We start from the raw sequence: 19,356 nt of genomic DNA on the forward strand, positions 1-19,356 counted from the left end.
TAATACATATTGATTAAAAAATCCTCATTCGAGGATTTGGTAAATGTAGATAAATATTTTGTCTTTCACAAAGTTATTCTTCCCATGTGATCGGAACATATATTGTAATGTATCCGTCATCATCTATATTTTCATCCGATACCGTTGCAATTACCGTTCCATAACCTACCCAGCCTCCTTGGCCCTGGATGCCCGAGAATTCATAAGTTCCTTCCGGAAGATCTTCCTCGGAATACTGTGGAAGCGCACGATTATTGTACTGACCAGTGAAATACTCATCTCCTGTAGCTGTATTTTTAGCAACGAAACCTCCCAAATCAAATCCTGAACCTGAAAGCATTTTTGTCCCGCTTTGAGATATCAATCCATAACGAACCGGATATGTCTTTGTCTTAGCATCCTTAACAGATACTTCTGTACAAACTTTAGATGGTACTTCCACAACATCAGTGGAAGAAAACGAAGTAGCAACAGCTAGCAATCCTACTACAGCTGTTACTGTAAAAATTGATTTTTTCATATTGAAAGTAATTTAGTTTCTCAAAAATAGGCATCATAAATTAATTCAACAAAAATTATGGATTAACTATATCTTACAAATTTCTTCCAATAAAGATTCCCCGTTGAGCAGGAAACTATGATGAATCTCGTTTAGAACATTAATTTTCAAATTTTGAAAAACTGTCATTTTATTCACAAACATCATGCTTATGTTTCTAAAATCTGCTTTATGACTGTAAAATTTAATAGGATATAGAATTAGTTTAATCCTTTCAATATCAACTTTAACATTCTTTAACTGAATTTTGGCTTCATAATTGAAAATAAAACTAAAATTAGAGCCGTTTAGGCTTAAGCTTATTAAAATTTGAGTTATGAAAAAGATAGTATTAGCAGGTTTTTTATCCGTTTTCTTACTAACGGCCTGCAAGAAAGATGACAGAACTGCTGATAAATCACTGGAAGAACAGAAGCTTGAATTCCAGTCAAGGCAGCTTGAAATAGAACGACAAAAACTAGCTATTGAAAAAGAAAAGCTGGTATATGAAGCTCAGAAAAAAGCAGACAGTATCTCTGAAACCAAAAAAGCGAAAGCTATTGCTGAAAATAATTCAAAGCCTAAAGTTATAAGAGAAACCAGAACAGTATACCGTGACAGAAATTCTAATTCAGGGGGCGGAAATAACGGTGGATATGCGGACAATGGAAACAATGCTTCACAGGGAACTACTCAGAAAAAAGGAATGAGTAAAGCTGCTAAAGGTACTATTATTGGTACTGTAGGTGGTGCAGCTGCAGGAGCAATCATTGCTAAGAAAAACAGAGGTCTTGGTGCTGTAATCGGAGGTGTGGTAGGTGGGGCTACCGGATATACTATCGGTAGATCGCAAGACAGAAAAGACGGAAGAGTACAACCAAGAAGATAATTTTTTTCATCATAACATATAAAGATTGCTTATTTTTAGGCAATCTTTTTTTATGATATTGATTCTGTTTTCCACTATTTTTCTCGTTCCGGTCTTATCGGGACTTGGAAAAATAATGGAAAAATTCTTTGGAATTTTATTTCAGGGAATCTCCGGAAAAATACTTTCGGGAATCATGGGGATAAGTCTTGTTTGGACTTTCATTTCTTTTTTTGTTCCCTTAAATATTTATGTAGAAATGTTTACGGTCTTATTAGGTCTACTCTACTTTTTTAAAGAAAGACTTTATCAGGAATTTTATATATTTCTAAAAAAAGATCTCTTTTTAATAACATTCATTTCCTTTATTATAATATTTACCGGAGCCTACTACCCTTATATATTAGATCATTTCGGATATTATATTCCCTCTATTAAATGGTTGACAGAATATGGGCTTATCAAGGGAATTTCCAATCTGGATCTTACTTTAGGACAAATGTCAATCTGGCATATTTTTCAGGCCGGTTTCTCAAATTTTTCAGATCCTTTTCTGAGAATTAATTCGATTTTACTGGTAATTTATACCATTTATATATTTGAAAGAAAAAACTGGATTCAGCTATGTTTCATTCCTATATTATTACTCTTTTCACAGTCACCCAGCCCTGACCTTCCTGTTATTGTCTTTTCTTTAATTATTTTAAATGAAGTTATATCCGGAAATAGAAATACCAGTCTTCTTTTTGCCTTTTCTGTCTTTGTTTTTGCTATAAAGCCAACCATGATTTGGCTGCCAATACTGGTTCTTCTTTATAATATTTTTATTTTTAAATCAGATTTAAAAAAGCTGTTATTCGGAGGTCTCATTTTATTGTTATTCTTTATTAAAAATATCTGGACATTTGGATATCCTGTATTCCCGGTATCTATAGGAGATTTTGGTTTCATTTGGAAACCCAATCCTGAGATATTGAAAACCTCTTCACAATATGCGATTCTGAAAACTTATGACATGCAGTATTCGTATGAAGAAATCCAAAAGTTTTCCACATTAGATCATATAAAAAACTGGTTCTTCCTGAAGGGTATCAAATCAAAAATCAATATTCTTTTTATATTAAGCTTATTTATTTTTTTGGTATTTGCTTGGGTAAAGAAAAAGAAACTCATCACCTTGATCTTTATTTCCGTGTTGATAAAAAGCGCACTTATACTAGTCTTTTCAGCCCAATACAGATTTTTCATGGATGTATTTTTTGTTTTATTTTTTATTTTATTTCATGAATATGTAAATAAAAGAAAATCCATTGCTACTTTTTCTATGCTCAGTTTATTTTTTATTTCATTATTATCTTTTCCCAGTATTATTCAACATTATATTCCAAGTTTTCAACTGGGGAATTTCATGGTTGGATTTCATAAGAAACAGCTTTTTCAGCCATCAGTTTATGAATATCATCAATTCAATCGTTTTAAGGTTGGGAACTTAAAGTTTAATGTTTCCAAAAGCTATCCTTACAACTTTGAAACCCCTCTTCCCTCTATCTCCGAGAGTTTTATTTTTGACGATGTAAAAGCAGGAATTTTCCCTCAGCCTATTGATGAAAATAACATAGGTAAAGGATTCATCTGGAAAAGAATGAGTTACAAAGAGGAAAAAGAAGCAAAAGCAGTTATTAATACTATCGAAAATATTTATAAATAGAACAAATGCTGAAACTTTATTATCTGAAGAAAAAAAGGTAATTTTGTATTATGTTCAACACATTAGGTAATCTTCTTAGTCTTACAACATTTGGAGAAAGTCACGGAGTGGCTTATGGCGGTATCATCAATAATTTTCCGGCAGGTTTAGCGGTAGATCTCGATAAAGTTCAATATGAACTGAACCGAAGAAAGCCAGGCCAGTCTGCTATTGTTACCCAAAGAAAGGAAAGTGACACCGTTAAATTTCTTTCTGGGATCTTTGATGGAAAAACAACAGGTACACCCATCGGTTTTATCATTGAAAACGAAAATCAGAAATCAAAGGATTATGACCATATTGCTGGAGCATATCGTCCGAGTCATGCAGATTTTACATACGATCAAAAATTTGGTTTCAGGGATCACCGTGGTGGTGGAAAATCTTCTGCCAGAGAAACCATGAACTGGGTAGTTGCAGGAGCTTTGGCCAAGCAACTTTTGCCAGAGATTGAGATCAATGCTTATGTTTCTTCTGTAGGCGATATTTTCTGCGAAAAACCATACCAGGCTCTTGACTTTTCTCAAACGGAAAGCAATGATGTACGTTGTCCGGACGCTGAAACGGCAGAAAAGATGATTGCCAGAATCAAAGAAATTAAAAAAGAAGGAAATACAATTGGAGGAACCATTACCTGCGTGATCAAAAATGTTCCTGTAGGAATTGGTGAACCTATATTTTCAAAACTCCAGGCTGAACTGGCAAAAGCAATGCTGAATATCAATGCCTGCAAGGGTTTTGAATATGGGAGTGGTTTCTGTGGGGCAAAAATGACTGGAAAAGAGCACAATGATCAATTCAATACTGATTTTACTACAAAATCTAATCTGTCAGGAGGAATCCAGGGAGGAATTTCCAATGGAATGGACATTTATTTCCGTGTGGCATTCAAACCTGTAGCTACTATTTTAAGACCTCAGGATAGTATTGATAAGGAAGGAAATCCTGTGATTGTAGAAGGAAAAGGACGCCACGACCCATGTGTTGTACCTAGAGCTGTTCCTGTAGTGGAAGGCCTTGCTGCATTTATTTTGGCAGACTTATTTTTGATTAATAAAACGAGAAACATCAATAATTTTTAATATAAATATTTTTGGTAATGAAAAATTACTGGGACCAGGGAATTTCTTTTGAAGAATACCTTCAAATTGCACAACAAAGATTAGACAAGCCTGCCAATCAACAGGAAATTGAATATAAACAATACTATGAGCTTGGGCTTCAGAGAATGGACAGAACAATTAAAAAGTATGTTCCGGATGAAGATCAAAGAAAAGAATTAGAGTCTAAGAATTTTGACGGAAAGATTTTAATCATTTCTGAAGCTTGGTGTGGCGATGCCAGTGCAACAGTTCCGGCACTTTTTAAATTCTTTGAAGGTCATAATGAGATCAGAGTTTTTTTAAGAGACAGTGATAAGAATTTAATCAACCAGTTTTTAACCAATGGCACAGAGTCTATCCCTAAGGTATTAATTCTTGATAAAGATTTCAATGTGAAAAATTCATGGGGCCCCCGTCCAAAATATGGATATGAGCTATTGATGAAATATAAAGCTGATCCGGAGGGCTATCCAAAGGATACTTTCTATAACGACCTTCAAGTCTATTATGCAAAAAACAGAGGTAAAGATGCTGTTCAGGAAATCTTAGATCTCTTGTAAAAAAACAGAATATGAAAAAAGGGATTATTTTTATTGTCATAATTATCATCATTGGTATTATAGCATTTGTACCGGGAGTGAAGGATTTTCTGAAAAATCAGTTCTTCCCTATCGCTACCATTGAAAATGCAGTACACATCAATGAAGAAGATTATGACGTAGATCTTAAAGGGATCAATGCACCCAGCACTAACCTTAAAAATTTTAAGAACAAAGCTGTTTTCCTTAACTTCTGGGGAACATGGTGCCCACCGTGCAGAAAAGAATGGCCATCTATTCAGAAATTATATGATACAAGAAAAGATAATGTAGATTTTGTACTTATCGCCATGAATGATAAAGAAGAAGATGTTAGAAAATTTCTAAAGGAAAATAATTATACGGTACCTGTGTATATTGCACAAAGCCCGATATCTGAAAAGATCCTTCCTAAAGTTTTTCCTACAACTTTTCTTCTGGATAAAACCGGCAGAATTCTTATTAAGGAAGATGCCACAAAAGACTGGGACTCAGAAACTGTGCATCAGTTTATTGATAATATCATCAAATAATTTTTTAACTAAATTTTATAATTTGTTGGTACAGGATTTGTGAAATTTATACCATTGAAAAATTTGTTTAAATCCAAACACAAAATGAAATATTCAAAATTAAATCTTGCAAAAGAAGCTATCAATCACAAGGGCTTTGTAAAAAAGATCCCTGATATTTTCAGAATGGTAAAAATGTGGAGAAAAGGAAGCTATCCTATGAAATCCATTGACATTATTCTTCCTCTATTGGGAATTTTATATGTCATCTCTCCTATTGACCTCCTTCCTGAATTTGCTATCCCAGTGCTTGGGGTTATGGACGATTTGGCAGTGTTGTCACTTACCATCCCCAAACTCATTAAAGAAGTTGACAAATTTTTACTTTGGGAAGCTGAACAAAAATATAATGGCACTCAAATGATTGATGCCGAGATCGTAAAATAATAGTTTATTTATATTTTTAAAACCATTCTGTTTTTGCAGAATGGTTTTTTATTAATCAATTGGCGATAAATTTTTAAGCCTTATTTCAAATCCTTAAATTTGCAACATCTAATAAAAAATAATGGAAAGTAAAAAAGAATTCTTTTTGGAGTGCTACAAGCTAGGCATCATTAAATTTGGAAGATTTACCTTGAAAAGTGGTATCGAAAGCCCTTTTTATGTAGACTTAAGACCTTTAGCTTCGGATCCTAAAATCTTAAAAAATCTTGCTAATTATTTATTGGAAATGCTTCCATTAGATAATTTCGATTTAATTTGTGGAGTTCCATATGCTGCTCTTCCTATGGCTACAGCTATGTCACTGGAAAGCTATATTCCATTAATCATTAAAAGAAAAGAAGCAAAAAGCTACGGTACTAAGAAACTGATCGAAGGAATTTATCAGAAAGGACAGAACTGTCTTTTAGTAGAAGATGTCATTACTTCCGGAAAATCTTTGGTAGAAACTATTGCTGAAGTGGAACAGGAAGACCTTAAAGTTGCTGACATTGTAGTGGTACTCGACAGAGAGCAAGGGGGAAAACAACTGTTAGAAAGTAAAGGATACAGGGTACATACTCTTTTCAATATTTCTGAAGTGTGCGAGATTCTTCAGGAGACTGGGGAATTATCTGACGAAGAAGTGAAGAGAATTCAGGACTTTTTACAGGGTAACCACATTCAGTTTGAAGAAGAAACCAGAACTTCTTATGAACAAAAACTAAGCAGTACCCAACATTCTGTTTCAAAAAAATTATTGGAAACAGCATTGACAAAAAAGTCTAACCTAATTGCTTCTGCAGATGTTACAACCACTCAGGAGTTATTAGATTTTGCAGAAAAAGTTGGACCTCATATTATTGCTTTAAAGACACACATCGATATTATTTCTGATTTTGAATATGAAAAAACGATCACTCCTTTAAAAGCAATCGCTTCAAAACATCAGTTCTTATTGATGGAAGACAGAAAATTTGCAGACATTGGAAATACACAAGAATTACAATTTACAAGCGGAGTTTTCAAAATTACAGATTGGGCAGATTTTGTAACATCCCAGGTTATTGGTGGTTTTGAATCTTTAGACTGCTTTAAAAATGTAGGAGTGGTAGCCATCGTTGGAATGTCTTCAAAAGGAGCTTTAACAACAACTAGCTATCGTGAAGAAGCATTAAAAGTAGCGTTATCTCATCCTAATGTAATTGGAGGAGTTTCTCAGAATAAAATCCCTGAAGACCTATTGCTATTCACTCCAGGTGTAAATCTTGCAGATTCTGGAGATGGAAAAGGCCAACAGTACAATACTCCGGAACATGTTTTCAAAACCCTGCACACAGATTTCATTATTGTAGGAAGAGGAATCTATAAATCTGAAGACCCGGAAGCAGCAGCAGTTACTTATAAAAATGAAGGTTGGAATGCCTATATTAATTCTTTGGAAAAAAAAGCAATTCAGAACTAAAATCCTATAAAGTATATACAAAATAAGCTATATTTGAGCTTTATCACGGATATTTGAAAAAGATCAGCATTTGCCTTATTTTGTTTTGTGGAGTTATACACGTTTCTGCACAAAAAGACAGTATATACATTGGAGCAAAACTTTCTCCTGACAGGAAAACCCTTGAGGTGAATCAGGAGATTGTTTATTACAATCATTCTGAAAAAGACCTGCAGACTATAAAACTTCTGAACTGGATTTCTGCTTATAACAAACGCGGAACATCCTTAGTCTACAGAAAACTGGAAGACCGAAATAACGATTTGCATTTTGCAAAAGACCATGAACTGGGAAAACTTCTTGAACTTAATATTAAAGATTCAGGAAACCAAGAAATACCCGTCAATACAATTTCAGATGAAAATCTTTTTCTTCCTCTTAAACAGGCATTAAAACCAGGTGAACATATCACCTTGCAGTTACACTACCGTTTGCAGCTTCCCGATAAGAAGTTTACGGAATATGGAACATCCGGTCAGAATACTGCCTTAAAATATTTCTTTATTGTTCCGGATCATTTTGATCCGGACAATATTTCTGAAAGAAAATATCATGATATTGAAGAACCGGTAAGTTTCAATACTTTCTGGACCGTCAATTTTGATATTCCTGTGAACAGTTTCATAGAAAGTAATCTGCCACAGATTCAAATGAATTCTTTTCAGGGATACCTGAATTCAGATCCTGAATTTTTAGTTTCTCCCAATATATACCCTATCATAAAAACCAATATTGATGGTACAGATACCGAAATAAAATTTGGCTATAATATCAAACCTGATGAGAAACAAAATCTGGAGTTTTACTTGCCCCTTCATTTAAAATTTCTCAAGGAAAAAATAGGGTCTCTCCCAAAAAGCATATTTATTTCAGATAAGTTCAGAGCAAAAGAAGATTTCTTTGGGAATAATGATATTACTTTCTGGAAGTTCAGATTCCCTTTATTTACAGATGCTGAAAAAACTGATCTTGATTACTTTGGAATCATTACCAAAAAAGTTCTAGATGAAAAGGTCATTGCTGATAAACAAGAAGACCATTGGTTCAAAAATGGTCTAAAATCCTATCTTGAAATCCAGTATCTGAAAAAATTCTATAAAGATACCAAGCTTTTAGGGATGCTACCAGAAGCCAAAATTTTTGGTATCAAACCTCTAAAATTATTCCATGCATCTAAGGTAAAACTTCTGGACCGTTATGGATTGTCTTACCAATATATCATGCTCCAGAATCTGGATCAGAAAATTGATGAGGATTTTACAAGTCTAAGTAACTTTAATGATATGGCTATTAGTAGTTTTGAGACAGGAAGCCTGTTCAATTATTCTGCTGATAAAATGGGTGATGAGACTTTCAATGCTCTTGTAAAAGATTATCTTTCAAAAAATTCAGGAAATAAGATTAATCCGGATGATTTTCTGAAAGAGCTATCAGATAAAGAAAAATCGGCCCATTACCTTGAAAGTTTCTTTAAACAGAAGAACAGGGTTAACTTTAAGCTGAAACATATTAAAAAAGAGAATGATTCTTTACATATTAAAATTGCAAAAAATACAGATGCATCTATTCCTGTAAAGCTTGAAACCGAAACCAAGGCTGGCGAAAGAAAATCTTATTGGATAGAAACAGAAGAAAATGAGAGATTAAAAGAGATTTCTCTTCCTGCATCAGATAATATTTATAAAGTCACCTTAAATAATGATTACATTTTCCCAGAGGCCAGCTATCGGGATAATTTTCTATATGCCAAAGGATTGTTTTTAAATACAAAAAAGATTAAGTTTAAACTCATAAAGGATATCCCGAATCCTGAATATAACGAAATCTATGTAAGTCCGAGAGTTCGATTCAATAATACTTATGATAAATTTTTGTTAGGGGCTAACTTTAAAAACCAGTCATTTTTTGACCAGAAATTTCTCTATTCATTTACTCCAACATACAGTACCGGAACAGGAAAACTAACCGGTTCAGGAGGAATATCTTACTCCTTCCTGCCAGCTGAAAGCATGTTTAGAAGTATTACATTTGGAGCTTCGGGATCTTATTTCCATTATGATTATAACTTAGCATACACAAAGGGGTCCGTATTTTCAACGCTCAACTTTAGAAAAAACCCAAGAAGTACAGTAAGCAGAAGTGTTGGGGCTTCTTATAATTATTTTGAAAGAGATCTTAGTCCTGCTATGATTGCCAATGACGATTATAAAAAATATAACCTTTGGGGATTAGGATATAGCTACAGTGATAGCCAGATGATCCATGAGAAAAGCTTCAGTCTAAGTGCACAAGGTATGGAAGATTTCAATAAGATTACTGCTGAAGGATTCTACAGATGGGAATTTGCTCCAAGACAAAAGCTGAGTGTCCGTTTATTTGCCGGATATTTCCTCAGAAATGACACGCGTAATGATTTATTCAACTATGGAATTTCAAGAGTATCAAACTATACCTTCTCTTACAATCTTTTAGGAGAGAGTGCGAGCAGCGGTCTTCTTTCACAACAGTTTATCCTTGCTGATGGCGGATTTAAATCATTTCTTCCGGGAACAGTTAATCAGTGGATCACTTCTGTGAATATAGATTCAAGTATATGGAAAATATTCCATGTGTATGCCGATGCCGGAATATATAAAAACAAAAATTTCCCTACAAAGTTTATCTGGGACAGTGGAGTTAAGGTAAGAATCATTCCGGATTTCCTGGAAATTTACTTTCCGATACAATCTTCATTGGGATTTGAACCCGGATTTAAAGATTATGCTAAACGTATAAGATATACGCTAGTTCTTAATCTGGGAGCTGTCATTAATGCAGCAAGAAGAGGTTGGTATTAAAAAAGAAACAGCTTATCACTAAGCTGTTCCTATCAAAAAATATTGAAAAACTAATCTTTTATAATTTTTTGTGAAACGGGAGCGTTGTTCACTGTTCCTGTTATAAAATAAGTTCCTTTAGGAAGTTCTGTAATGTCTATATTCTGAGCAAATTTCGTTGGAGATTTTTTTACAACCTGTCTGAAGGTATCGTATACCTTTACATCTTTGATCTGCATTCCGAAAAGCACATTACCATCCTTAACAAATGGATTCTGAACAAAGCCTGCTCTTGCCGCTCCTTCCGCAGAAAAATCTGCCATATTATCGTTGTTACTCTCTAAAGTCCTTCTGATTGAAGTTGAAGCTGTAGGAGAAGGAGCCGGCCCATCACCTTTAAACTGGTCTGCATTGGCACCATACCCTACAAAATCTAAAACATTGGAAGAAACCGGGCTCATCACCTGTACAATATTTCCTGCCAATACTAACTTTCCGGATGCTCCTGAAATTCTTATCCCAACAGATTTATTGGGTGTACCATCAAAATTCGTAACGGTTGTCGCAATAAAATCAGGTGTTGGCAACGCTTCTACTCCTCCATCTACTGCTGCTTCCTGGATCAGATAGGTTTCTTCTGGTCCCAAAGTAAAATCTGGCAATGTATGATATTCTGTAAAAGCCCCAATTGCGGGTGCGTATTGAATGCTGGCCCCCGTTAAAGAAGCCAGTGTAGTTCCTATATTTTTCAGGACGATATAGTTATTTTTGAAAACCGCTCCTGAATTACCATTCCCTCCATAAATCTCATTGATCACAATCTGGGCGTTCATAAAAGCAGTCATCAAAGTTAGACTAGCAATAGTAAAGATTTTTTTCATTACAATAATTTTAGGAATAGAGTTATCATAAAAATATCAAAAACAACACCATTTAATTGGAAATTTACAAAAATTCTATCATAAATCTATTGTATTCTTACTAACAAATTTTAAATAAATATGCATAAAAAAATCCGGCCATTTCTTCGAAATGGCCGGATTCTATTTTTAATCTAAAACTATAAATTAGTCTTTTAGGATTTTTTGAGATACTGCTTCCTTATTTACTGTACCCGTTACGATATAGTTACCTTTTGTTAACTCAGCAACATTTACAGTTCCGTTTTCTTTTACAGAAGCTTCTTTTACGATCTGCCCAAACATATTGTAAACTTTCACATCTTTCACATCTGCTCCGAAAGTAATTTCGTTATTTTTTACGAAAGTATTTTTTACGAAACTTGCAGTCTTCGTTTTGTTAGTATCTGAAACAGCTAGAGATCCTGTAGCAACTGTTTTGATAACGATATTATCTAAATAAGCTCTAAGAGAAGTAGTTGGAGTTTCAAATGTAACTGTTGAGTTTGCCTGACCACCAGTAAACGTTACTGTCTTTGATTCCGGAGTACCACTCATTACAGCAGCATAAGATACGGTTTGGTTTGCCAAATTTGTTACTTTTACAACAATAGTACTTGGAGTACCTGTCCAACCCTTAACATCAAAAGTGACTACTACATTTCCTCCATCAGTTGACAAATCCAGAGTTTTTGAAGTCATAGTTCCGATAACAGAACTTGTTCCTAATTTCGCCATACCTCCTGCACTGTATACTTTAGCTCCAGTAGGAAAGTTTGCTACAGGTGTTCCTGATGCGCTGTAAACATCTGTTGCATCAGGGGCATTAGTACCCGTTGAAGTTGTATTTCCACCTGCTGTGTAAGAAGCAAAATTCTCAGTTAAAACCACTGTTTGCTGAGCATTTGCCATAAAAGCAACAACAGCAATTCCACAAATTGTAAAGATCTTTTTCATAAAATAATTTTTTTTAAAAATTTATGTGGTAAAAATACTAAAAAACACCTATTCATTTGAAACAGCGGTATATATTTAACAATTAATTAAAATTACTTTTTCATAATCTTCTCAGAAATGGCTTTACCATTACTATTTCCTGTTACAAGATAAATCCCACTCTGTAGATTTTCTACATTCACAGATTCATTTTCAAAAACGGAGGCTGTTTTTACCAGTTCTCCGCTTATATTAAAAATCTTAATCTCAGATTTTGTTCCAAAGTAAATTTCATTTTCTACAAAAGTATTTTTAACAAATATATTTTTAGACTTTATTATTTCTGAAGTAGCTAGTGAACCCGAAATACCTTCTACTTTTATATCATCTATTCTATAGTTTCCTGAATTGCTTGTTACTGAAAACCATCTAAGACTTAAAGTGGCAGCATTTCCTGCTCCAGCGGGAAGTTGAATAGGCACTCCATTATTTATAAGAGACCAGGTAGTAGCTTTTTTATTATAACTATAAGCGACATCATTCCATGTAGTCCCATCTGTACTCCATTGAAAAACAATATCCTGATTAAAGGCAGCAGCTCCCAGCCCACCCCATATGATGGAAATATTAGTATAGCCAATTGTTGCTAAATTAGAATATGTTAAGGTATGAGTAATATTATTGGGCCCCTGGCCAACGAATACAACATTCATTCCTCCTGAAGCTCCGGGATATTTAGTTGTTGACGCACTAGAGCTATTTGATTTCCAGCCATTGATTGTATTAGTACTTGACCAGCCAGTTGGTAATATTGCTGTAGTTCCAAAAGATTCTGACAAAAGAGTGGTCTGTCCAAAAGCAGTAATGGCAAGCATTGCTGTTGCCAATAACGAATAAAGTTTTTTCATGATTATAATTTTATATTATCTATAATTTCGATAACTAAATTACCCTTAATTTTAAGGACTTAACAATATTTGGATTAATTTTCTGTTAATAATAGTTGATCCTCTGCTATTAACATTTTTTAATTATTTTTACGAATTATTTTTCAAGAGTTGCGGAATACTTTTATCCTATTCGTTGTATTTTTCTTTGGCATATTTTCAGGAAATGCGCAGGTATTTTCATGGAAAAATCCCAACGTTCCTGAAGACAGCATTAAAAAGGATAGCATCCTTGCTGCGAAGCTGGAACAGGATATTTTTGCGAAAGACACTTTAGACTTTATACGAACTCATAACAGGATTGTTGTGGATGAAGCTGTATTGGCTAAAAATGATAAAAAAAGATTTTTAGGTGAGCTTAATTCCAAGGGTTCTATCATACGGGGGATTACATTTGGTAATAATCAGGGACAATCTGTACAAAGTTCTATGGATCTTCAGATTTCCGGACGGCTTTCTAAAGATGTCACCATTTTAGCCAGTATCTCCGATCATAATTTACCTATTCAAGCAGATGGATACACTCAAACTTTAGAAGAGTTTGACAAAATCTACATGCAGCTTAATATTAAGGATAAATCTATTTTGAGAGCCGGGCATCTTGATCTTGCAGAATCTAAAAATTATTTTGCCAAATATCAGAGACGAAGCATGGGAATTCAGTTTCAGACGGAATTTGGGAAAGAAAACAAAACATTTGTTGATATTTCTGCCGGTGTAGCGCGAAGTGAATTTCACAGAATCCGTTTTCAGGGAGTTGAAGGAAACCAGGGTCCTTACCGTTTGACTGGGAAAAATGGAGAGCAGTTCATTACTTTGATCTCAGGTTCTGAGCAGGTATTTATTGATGGTATCCTAATGAAACGTGGAGAAAATCAGGATTATGTTATCAACTATAATACAGGTGAGGTTACCTTTACCAGTTTCCGTCCTATTTTCCAGCAGAACTTCATCACCATTTCTTATAACTACGCCAACAGGAATTATTCAAGATATTTATTTACTGGAAAGCTAGAGCATCAAAGAGAAAAATTCAAAGTTGGACTGAACTGGTTCATGGAAAATGATAACAAAAACGCTCCGCTTGCCCTAAGTTTGTCAAAAGAAGATGAACAAATTTTAGCTAATGCAGGAAATGATCCTAATCTGATGTATGCCCCATCGGGAGTTGTTACTGAATATGACGTTAATAAAATTTTATACCGTTTAAATCCTGCCGGAAACTTCTATGAACTTTCTGCAGATCCCAATGAGACCCTTTACCAGGTATCATTTACCTATTTCGGAGCCAACCAGGGAGATTATAAAACAGCAAAAACAACTAATAACGGACGTGTTTTTGAATATGTAGGCCCTAATGCAGGAGATTACAGGGCAGTAAGAAAGCTACCTTCTCCACAAAAATCTCAGGTTTTCTCTCTTAATTCTGAATATTTACTGAACGAAGGAAAAATAGGCGCAGATATCTCTCTGAGTAATTATGATGTCAATCTATTTTCATCTAAAGATTCCGATCAGAACATGGGGTATGCATACCGTATTTTTGGGAATAAAACCTTTACAAAAAGCTCATGGAAAGGAACTCCAAGTTTTGAGTATCAATATATAGATAAACAATTCCATATCCTGGATCGTATTAATGACGTTGAATTCTCCAGAGACTTCAACTTAGCACAGGAATTTAATAAAAAGACACAGAATCGTTTTATCTTCAGCTTTTTAAACAAATGGAATAATAAATCTACTTTAAATTATCGTATCAATTATTTAAATGAGCAGGACTCATATAAAGGGATTAAAAATGATCTAGATTTCGGATGGATCACCGGACGCTTCTTCACCAAAGGGAATTTATCTTATCTGACCACCAATGCTACGCTTCAGGATACCAAATTTATCCGTGGCGGAGTATCAACAGAATTTACTGGAAAGAAAGGAAGCTGGGCCATAGGAGGAAGCATGGAGCATAATGAGAAGAAATACAATGATACTCAGCTTATGGATGTCACGAGTTTTAGCTGGAAAGAAATCTTTGTTCAAAAGAAAATCGGAGACAGTACTCGGACAAAATTATTGACAAAAGTATATATGAGAAAAAATGACTCTGTACGTGATAACAGACTTCAGAATATGAACAATATTCTTGGTTTCATGGCAGAAAGTCAGATCATTAAAACCGAAAGGACCACACTGAATGCTTTAATTCATTATAGAAAATTCTTTTATTCAGGAGCAGAAGGAGATATATCCCGAAACAACGATTTTGTAGTGGGTAATATACTCTATAATCAACAGCTTTTCAGAAACGGGATGCGTTTACAGGCATTCTATGAATTAGGAAATGGACAGGAAGCACAAAGAGAGTTTCAATATATTAAGGTAACAGATGGACAGGGAGTTTATAAATGGACCGACTACAACGGTGATGGCATCCAGCAGCTTGACGAATTTGAAATTGCTGAATATTCCGACTTAGCCCAATACATCAGGGTGTATACTAATTCTGTACGATATATTCCATCCAATAAAAACAAATTGCAATTGGCTTTATTTGTAAATCCGGCTATTATCTTTAACTCTGAAAATGCCTTCTTAAAGCGTTGGAACTTCAATATTTCATTAAATTCTCAAAACTCATTCTATAAAAAAGATAAAGTTTTGGTATTGAATCCTTTTGAAAAAAACAGTGATCAGATTCTTAAAAATCAAAACCTTTTAACCTCTGTACAATTTAATCCGACTGATAAATCCGGATGGAACGGAAACTATCGATTTATTACAAATGACAACCTGATCAATGCTAATTTTAGTAACGAAGAACGCCAACAGACTTCCCATTTTCTGAATATTGGATACTGGTTTAATAAAGAATTCAGGGTAGACTGGGAAAATTCTGTTCACGATCTCAAAAACTCTTCACAGTTATTTGCAACAAGAGATTATCGTTTAAATAATTTCGAGACCAAACCAAAGGCTACTTATAAATTTACAGATGCTCTCCAGGCAGAGCTTTCTTCTGCATACCGTCAGAAGAAAAGAATTGATGGTGAAGAATTATTAAAAGCCTTTGATATGACAGGAACCATTCAATGGGAATACAGAAAAACTTCCATCCGTGGGAATTTCTCTTTCATCAATAACAATTTTACTGGTAATAACTTTAGTATTGTAGGAAATCAGATGCTTGATGGTCTGAAACCTGGAAAAAATCAGGTATGGAGTGTATTCATTCAACAAGCCCTCAACTCATTTATCCAATTGAACTTAAATTATGAAGGAAGAAACTCTGGGGAAAGAACAATTCACATTGGAAGTATGCAGGTAAAAGCAAGTTTCTAAATGATACTAAATTTGATAAAAAAATAACCCCGATACAAGTCGGGGTTATTGTATATAGATATTAATTCTATTTTTTGATAATCTTGATAGATTCTGATCCTTTTTCTGTATTTACTTTTAAGATATAAGCCCCAGCTGGCACTTTTCTCATATCTACTGATGCTTTTTCAGTATTTACTTCTTCGGCAATCAGCCTTTGCCCTGAAATATTGTATATTTCAACATCATTTATCTTTCCATCATTGTTAATCGTAAGATAATCAACAACAGGATTTGGATAAAAGTTTATTTTCTTTTTAGTTATCTCATTTACCGCCAGTATTTGTGCTGTAAATTCGAATGCTCCCAAATCAGGGGTGGTGGCATTTCTTGTATTACCATCAGCATCTAATGTTACTTCAGCAACCGGTGTTCCTTTATTGTCTAGGGCATTGTTTCCAGTATTAGACAGATGGAAATCTGTACCAGATACAAATACAGGAAGGAGGTTCAGAGAATTTGTGTTTGATCCAAAACCAGTTTGAATATCTGCCAGAGTAGCTTTTGCTGCCCCTCCAATATATCCTAAATTACTTCCTGAAGAATAATAATTGTTATTATTAATATTAGAGAATACAGTATTAGCCGCATTAGAATAGATTACATATTTCTCACCTGTCTGTGTTTGTGAATTTACAAAGATATTATTTCTCAAATCTATAGCACCGGGCGCAGTTACTGTAGACGAAACATTAAATGCGGCAGGCCTTCCTGCTACATTTTGGCTTGTATTCATTACCACAGTATTGTAGTAAATCTTAAAACCACCGCCATTATTAATAGCAATACCATTTCCATTATCAACAGCTGCCCCTCCACTATTATAACCATATCCCGCTACTCCACTTATACTATTATTATATATTAAAATATTGGAAGCAGCATTTGCTGAGTTCACATAAATACCAGCAGCTCCATAGCCCAGTGTATTTGTACTTCTAACATCTGAAATTTTATTGTTGAATACCTTACCATTCATAATATTGGCACCAATCAAAATACCTGTGGCAAGACTACTAGAGGTTGTCCCTAATACTACTCCTGTAATAGTATTTCCACTGATTTCAAAATTTTGAGAATTCTGTATTGCAATTCCTCTAAACAACATCTTATCAGCAACTACCGTAGATCCGAAAACATTGTTCTTAACAACATGCCCTGTATCTGTTGTAGTATTATTGCCTATAATAAAAATACCATTCTGAGCTCTTATAAAAGAGTTATTAATCGCTGTAAAATTATTATTTGGAACCTCTGCAGCAGCTAACGTAGATCCTGCCACAATAATAGCTCCAACCGTTCCAGAAGGGGACGACCCCGCTACATTTGTATTTTTAATAGTAAAATTATCACTTCCATCTGTAGTAGTACTGGTAACCATAATAACAGTAGGAGAAGTTCCAGTAACGGCTGTATAAGTATTGGTAATGGTAAGGTTTCTGGAAGAAGTTCCGTTATTACTTCCGTCAATTGTTACATTATCTCCTCCATTTATCTTAATAATTCCAGTCGCATTTGAGCCTGAAATTGTTGCATCAACTCCAGCTGCTGGTTTTATTAAAACAGAAGTATAATTGGATACTCCTCCACTTACATTCAAAACAGCAGTTGCGGTTTCTGTTACATTTGCTGTAATATTAATTGTTATTGCTCCTTGGTGTGTTCCTGCATTAATCGCTTCAAATGCGTTCAATAATGTAGTATAGGTTCCTGTTGCTGTCCCTGAAGTAGCAGACAAACTAATCTGTGCATCAATATGTGATGCTGCAATGCTTGTTAGTAAACAAAGTAAAATTTTTCTCATATTATTAATTTTATTAATAAATATATAAAAATATTTTCATCAAAAAACAAAATTAACTGAAAATCAATCAAATAAAACAACAAAATATTAAACGCAAATTCATAAATACGCATAAAAAACTGTAAAAACGATAAAACAGTAAAAACATTCTAAATAGATAAAAATCATTTTTTTAGAATTTCGTAAATTTGCATCATGATAAAAATAGGCAACATAGAACTGCCGGAATTTCCACTTTTACTGGCTCCGATGGAAGACGTAAGTGATCCTCCGTTCAGACGTTTGTGTAAAATGCACGGTGCGGATTTAATGTATTCGGAATTTATTTCTTCCGAAGGATTAATTCGTGATGCGATCAAGAGCCGTAAAAAACTGGATATTTTCGATTATGAAAGACCAGTAGGGATACAAATATTCGGTGGTGACGAGGAAGCAATGGCCATGTCTGCGAGAATTGTTGAAACAGTGAATCCGGATTTGGTAGACATTAATTTTGGTTGCCCGGTAAAAAAAGTAGTTTGCAAAGGTGCCGGAGCTGGAGTTTTGAAAGATATTGACCTTATGGTTCGCCTTACCAAAGCTGTAGTGAGTTCCACTCATCTTCCTGTAACGGTTAAAACCCGTCTGGGATGGGACAGCACATGCATCAATATTGATGAAGTAGCAGAACGTCTACAGGAAACAGGAATAAAAGCTCTTACAATACATGCAAGAACCCGTGCTCAAATGTACAAAGGGGAAGCAGATTGGGAACATATTTCAAGAATCAAACAAAATCCTAATATTGAAATTCCAATTTTTGGAAATGGTGATATAGATTCCCCGGAAAAAGCGCTGGAATACAAACAGAAGTATGCCTGCGACGGAATCATGATCGGACGTGCAGCCATTGGATATCCTTGGATATTTAATGAGATCAAGCATTTCTTTAAAACAGGTGAGCGTTTGCCTGCTCCTACTATTTCAGACCGATTATTAGCAGTTCGCCAGCATGCTGAATGGAGTGCAGAATGGAAGGGGGAAAGATTAGGACTGGTGGAAATGAGACAACATTATAGTAACTATTTCAGAGGTATTCCTCACTTTAAGGACTTCAGAAAAAAATTCCTTGAAGTTTTCACCTTAGAAGAAATGAATGCTCTAATTAAAGAGACCCAACAATTCTACGAAGAATATCAGGCTCAGGTATAAAAATAAAAACCATCAATTAAATTGATGGTTTTTTATTGTTATTGAATATCAT

General features: G+C 34.4%; 15 protein-coding genes. 10 read left to right on the top strand and 5 right to left on the bottom strand.

Annotated features, from left to right (window positions below):
- Positions 1–73 precede the first annotated feature (73 nt).
- A complete protein-coding gene (locus tag EL260_RS21675) occupies positions 74–520 on the bottom strand; it encodes a hypothetical protein (protein ID WP_123857576.1) in 447 nt (148 codons plus the stop codon).
- Positions 521–875: 355 nt separating this feature from the next.
- Between EL260_RS21675 and EL260_RS21680 the strand changes: the two genes are divergently transcribed.
- From EL260_RS21680 to EL260_RS21715, 8 genes are all read left to right on the top strand, one after another.
- Complete coding sequence (locus EL260_RS21680) at positions 876–1,427, top strand: YMGG-like glycine zipper-containing protein (protein WP_123857577.1); 552 nt, start codon at positions 876–878, stop codon at positions 1,425–1,427.
- A 115-nt stretch (positions 1,428–1,542) separates the two neighbouring features.
- Positions 1,543–3,114, top strand: coding sequence for an LIC_10190 family membrane protein (locus tag EL260_RS21685; protein ID WP_228445566.1), 1,572 nt, complete (start codon positions 1,543–1,545; stop codon positions 3,112–3,114).
- 50 nt (positions 3,115–3,164) lie between these two features.
- Positions 3,165–4,235: a chorismate synthase gene (aroC, locus tag EL260_RS21690; protein WP_123857579.1), complete on the top strand. Its 1,071-nt coding sequence runs from the start codon at positions 3,165–3,167 to the stop codon at positions 4,233–4,235.
- A gap of 17 nt (positions 4,236–4,252) precedes the next feature.
- On the top strand, positions 4,253–4,816 hold the full coding sequence (locus tag EL260_RS21695) for a thioredoxin family protein (RefSeq protein WP_123857580.1): 564 nt from the start codon (positions 4,253–4,255) through the stop codon (positions 4,814–4,816).
- 11 nt (positions 4,817–4,827) lie between these two features.
- Positions 4,828–5,367 (top strand): TlpA family protein disulfide reductase, encoded by a 540-nt coding sequence (locus EL260_RS21700; RefSeq protein WP_123857581.1) that lies wholly within the window; start codon positions 4,828–4,830, stop codon positions 5,365–5,367.
- An 84-nt stretch (positions 5,368–5,451) separates the two neighbouring features.
- On the top strand, positions 5,452–5,793 hold the full coding sequence (locus EL260_RS21705) for a YkvA family protein (RefSeq protein WP_123857582.1): 342 nt from the start codon (positions 5,452–5,454) through the stop codon (positions 5,791–5,793).
- A gap of 121 nt (positions 5,794–5,914) precedes the next feature.
- The gene (gene pyrF / locus EL260_RS21710) at positions 5,915–7,294 is read left to right on the top strand and encodes an orotidine-5'-phosphate decarboxylase (protein WP_123857583.1); all 1,380 of its coding nucleotides are present in this window, start codon (positions 5,915–5,917) and stop codon (positions 7,292–7,294) included.
- A 53-nt stretch (positions 7,295–7,347) separates the two neighbouring features.
- Positions 7,348–10,170 (top strand): gluzincin family metallopeptidase, encoded by a 2,823-nt coding sequence (locus EL260_RS21715; protein ID WP_228445568.1) that lies wholly within the window; start codon positions 7,348–7,350, stop codon positions 10,168–10,170.
- A 50-nt stretch (positions 10,171–10,220) separates the two neighbouring features.
- Here the strand turns inward: EL260_RS21715 and EL260_RS21720 are convergent, their stop codons facing one another.
- The 3 genes from EL260_RS21720 to EL260_RS21730 form a co-directional block, all read right to left on the bottom strand.
- Positions 10,221–11,030 (bottom strand): T9SS type A sorting domain-containing protein, encoded by an 810-nt coding sequence (locus EL260_RS21720; protein ID WP_123857584.1) that lies wholly within the window; start codon positions 11,028–11,030, stop codon positions 10,221–10,223.
- A 186-nt stretch (positions 11,031–11,216) separates the two neighbouring features.
- Positions 11,217–12,005 (bottom strand): T9SS type A sorting domain-containing protein, encoded by a 789-nt coding sequence (locus tag EL260_RS21725; RefSeq protein ID WP_123857585.1) that lies wholly within the window; start codon positions 12,003–12,005, stop codon positions 11,217–11,219.
- A gap of 92 nt (positions 12,006–12,097) precedes the next feature.
- A complete protein-coding gene (locus EL260_RS21730) occupies positions 12,098–12,892 on the bottom strand; it encodes a T9SS type A sorting domain-containing protein (RefSeq protein ID WP_123857586.1) in 795 nt (264 codons plus the stop codon).
- 150 nt (positions 12,893–13,042) lie between these two features.
- On the opposite strand from EL260_RS21730, the gene EL260_RS21735 reads away from it, so the two are divergent.
- Positions 13,043–16,270, top strand: coding sequence for a hypothetical protein (locus EL260_RS21735; RefSeq protein WP_123857587.1), 3,228 nt, complete (start codon positions 13,043–13,045; stop codon positions 16,268–16,270).
- 67 nt (positions 16,271–16,337) lie between these two features.
- On the opposite strand, the gene EL260_RS21740 is transcribed toward EL260_RS21735, so the two are convergent.
- On the bottom strand, positions 16,338–18,113 hold the full coding sequence (locus EL260_RS21740; protein WP_123857588.1) for a T9SS type A sorting domain-containing protein: 1,776 nt from the start codon (positions 18,111–18,113) through the stop codon (positions 16,338–16,340).
- Between the two features lie 195 nt (positions 18,114–18,308).
- Here EL260_RS21740 and dusB point away from each other — a divergent pair, with 195 nt between their 5' ends.
- Complete coding sequence (gene dusB / locus EL260_RS21745) at positions 18,309–19,304, top strand: tRNA dihydrouridine synthase DusB (protein WP_123857589.1); 996 nt, start codon at positions 18,309–18,311, stop codon at positions 19,302–19,304.
- The last annotated feature ends 52 nt before the right edge of the window (positions 19,305–19,356 follow it).

Source organism: Chryseobacterium nakagawai (assembly GCF_900637665.1).
In the GTDB taxonomy this organism is placed as follows: domain Bacteria; phylum Bacteroidota; class Bacteroidia; order Flavobacteriales; family Weeksellaceae; genus Chryseobacterium; species Chryseobacterium nakagawai.

Coding starts and splice junctions, on each gene's coding strand:
- aroC (WP_123857579.1), top strand. CDS start 3,165: ATGTTCAACACATTAGGTAATCTTCTTAGTCTTACAACATTTGGAGAA.
- EL260_RS21730 (WP_123857586.1), bottom strand. CDS start 12,892: ATGAAAAAACTTTATTCGTTATTGGCAACAGCAATGCTTGCCATTACT.
- dusB (WP_123857589.1), top strand. CDS start 18,309: ATGATAAAAATAGGCAACATAGAACTGCCGGAATTTCCACTTTTACTG.
- EL260_RS21680 (WP_123857577.1), top strand. CDS start 876: ATGAAAAAGATAGTATTAGCAGGTTTTTTATCCGTTTTCTTACTAACG.
- EL260_RS21700 (WP_123857581.1), top strand. CDS start 4,828: ATGAAAAAAGGGATTATTTTTATTGTCATAATTATCATCATTGGTATT.
- EL260_RS21695 (WP_123857580.1), top strand. CDS start 4,253: ATGAAAAATTACTGGGACCAGGGAATTTCTTTTGAAGAATACCTTCAA.
- EL260_RS21705 (WP_123857582.1), top strand. CDS start 5,452: ATGAAATATTCAAAATTAAATCTTGCAAAAGAAGCTATCAATCACAAG.
- EL260_RS21720 (WP_123857584.1), bottom strand. CDS start 11,030: ATGAAAAAAATCTTTACTATTGCTAGTCTAACTTTGATGACTGCTTTT.
- pyrF (WP_123857583.1), top strand. CDS start 5,915: ATGGAAAGTAAAAAAGAATTCTTTTTGGAGTGCTACAAGCTAGGCATC.
- EL260_RS21675 (WP_123857576.1), bottom strand. CDS start 520: ATGAAAAAATCAATTTTTACAGTAACAGCTGTAGTAGGATTGCTAGCT.
- EL260_RS21685 (WP_228445566.1), top strand. CDS start 1,543: ATGGAAAAATTCTTTGGAATTTTATTTCAGGGAATCTCCGGAAAAATA.
- EL260_RS21740 (WP_123857588.1), bottom strand. CDS start 18,113: ATGAGAAAAATTTTACTTTGTTTACTAACAAGCATTGCAGCATCACAT.
- EL260_RS21725 (WP_123857585.1), bottom strand. CDS start 12,005: ATGAAAAAGATCTTTACAATTTGTGGAATTGCTGTTGTTGCTTTTATG.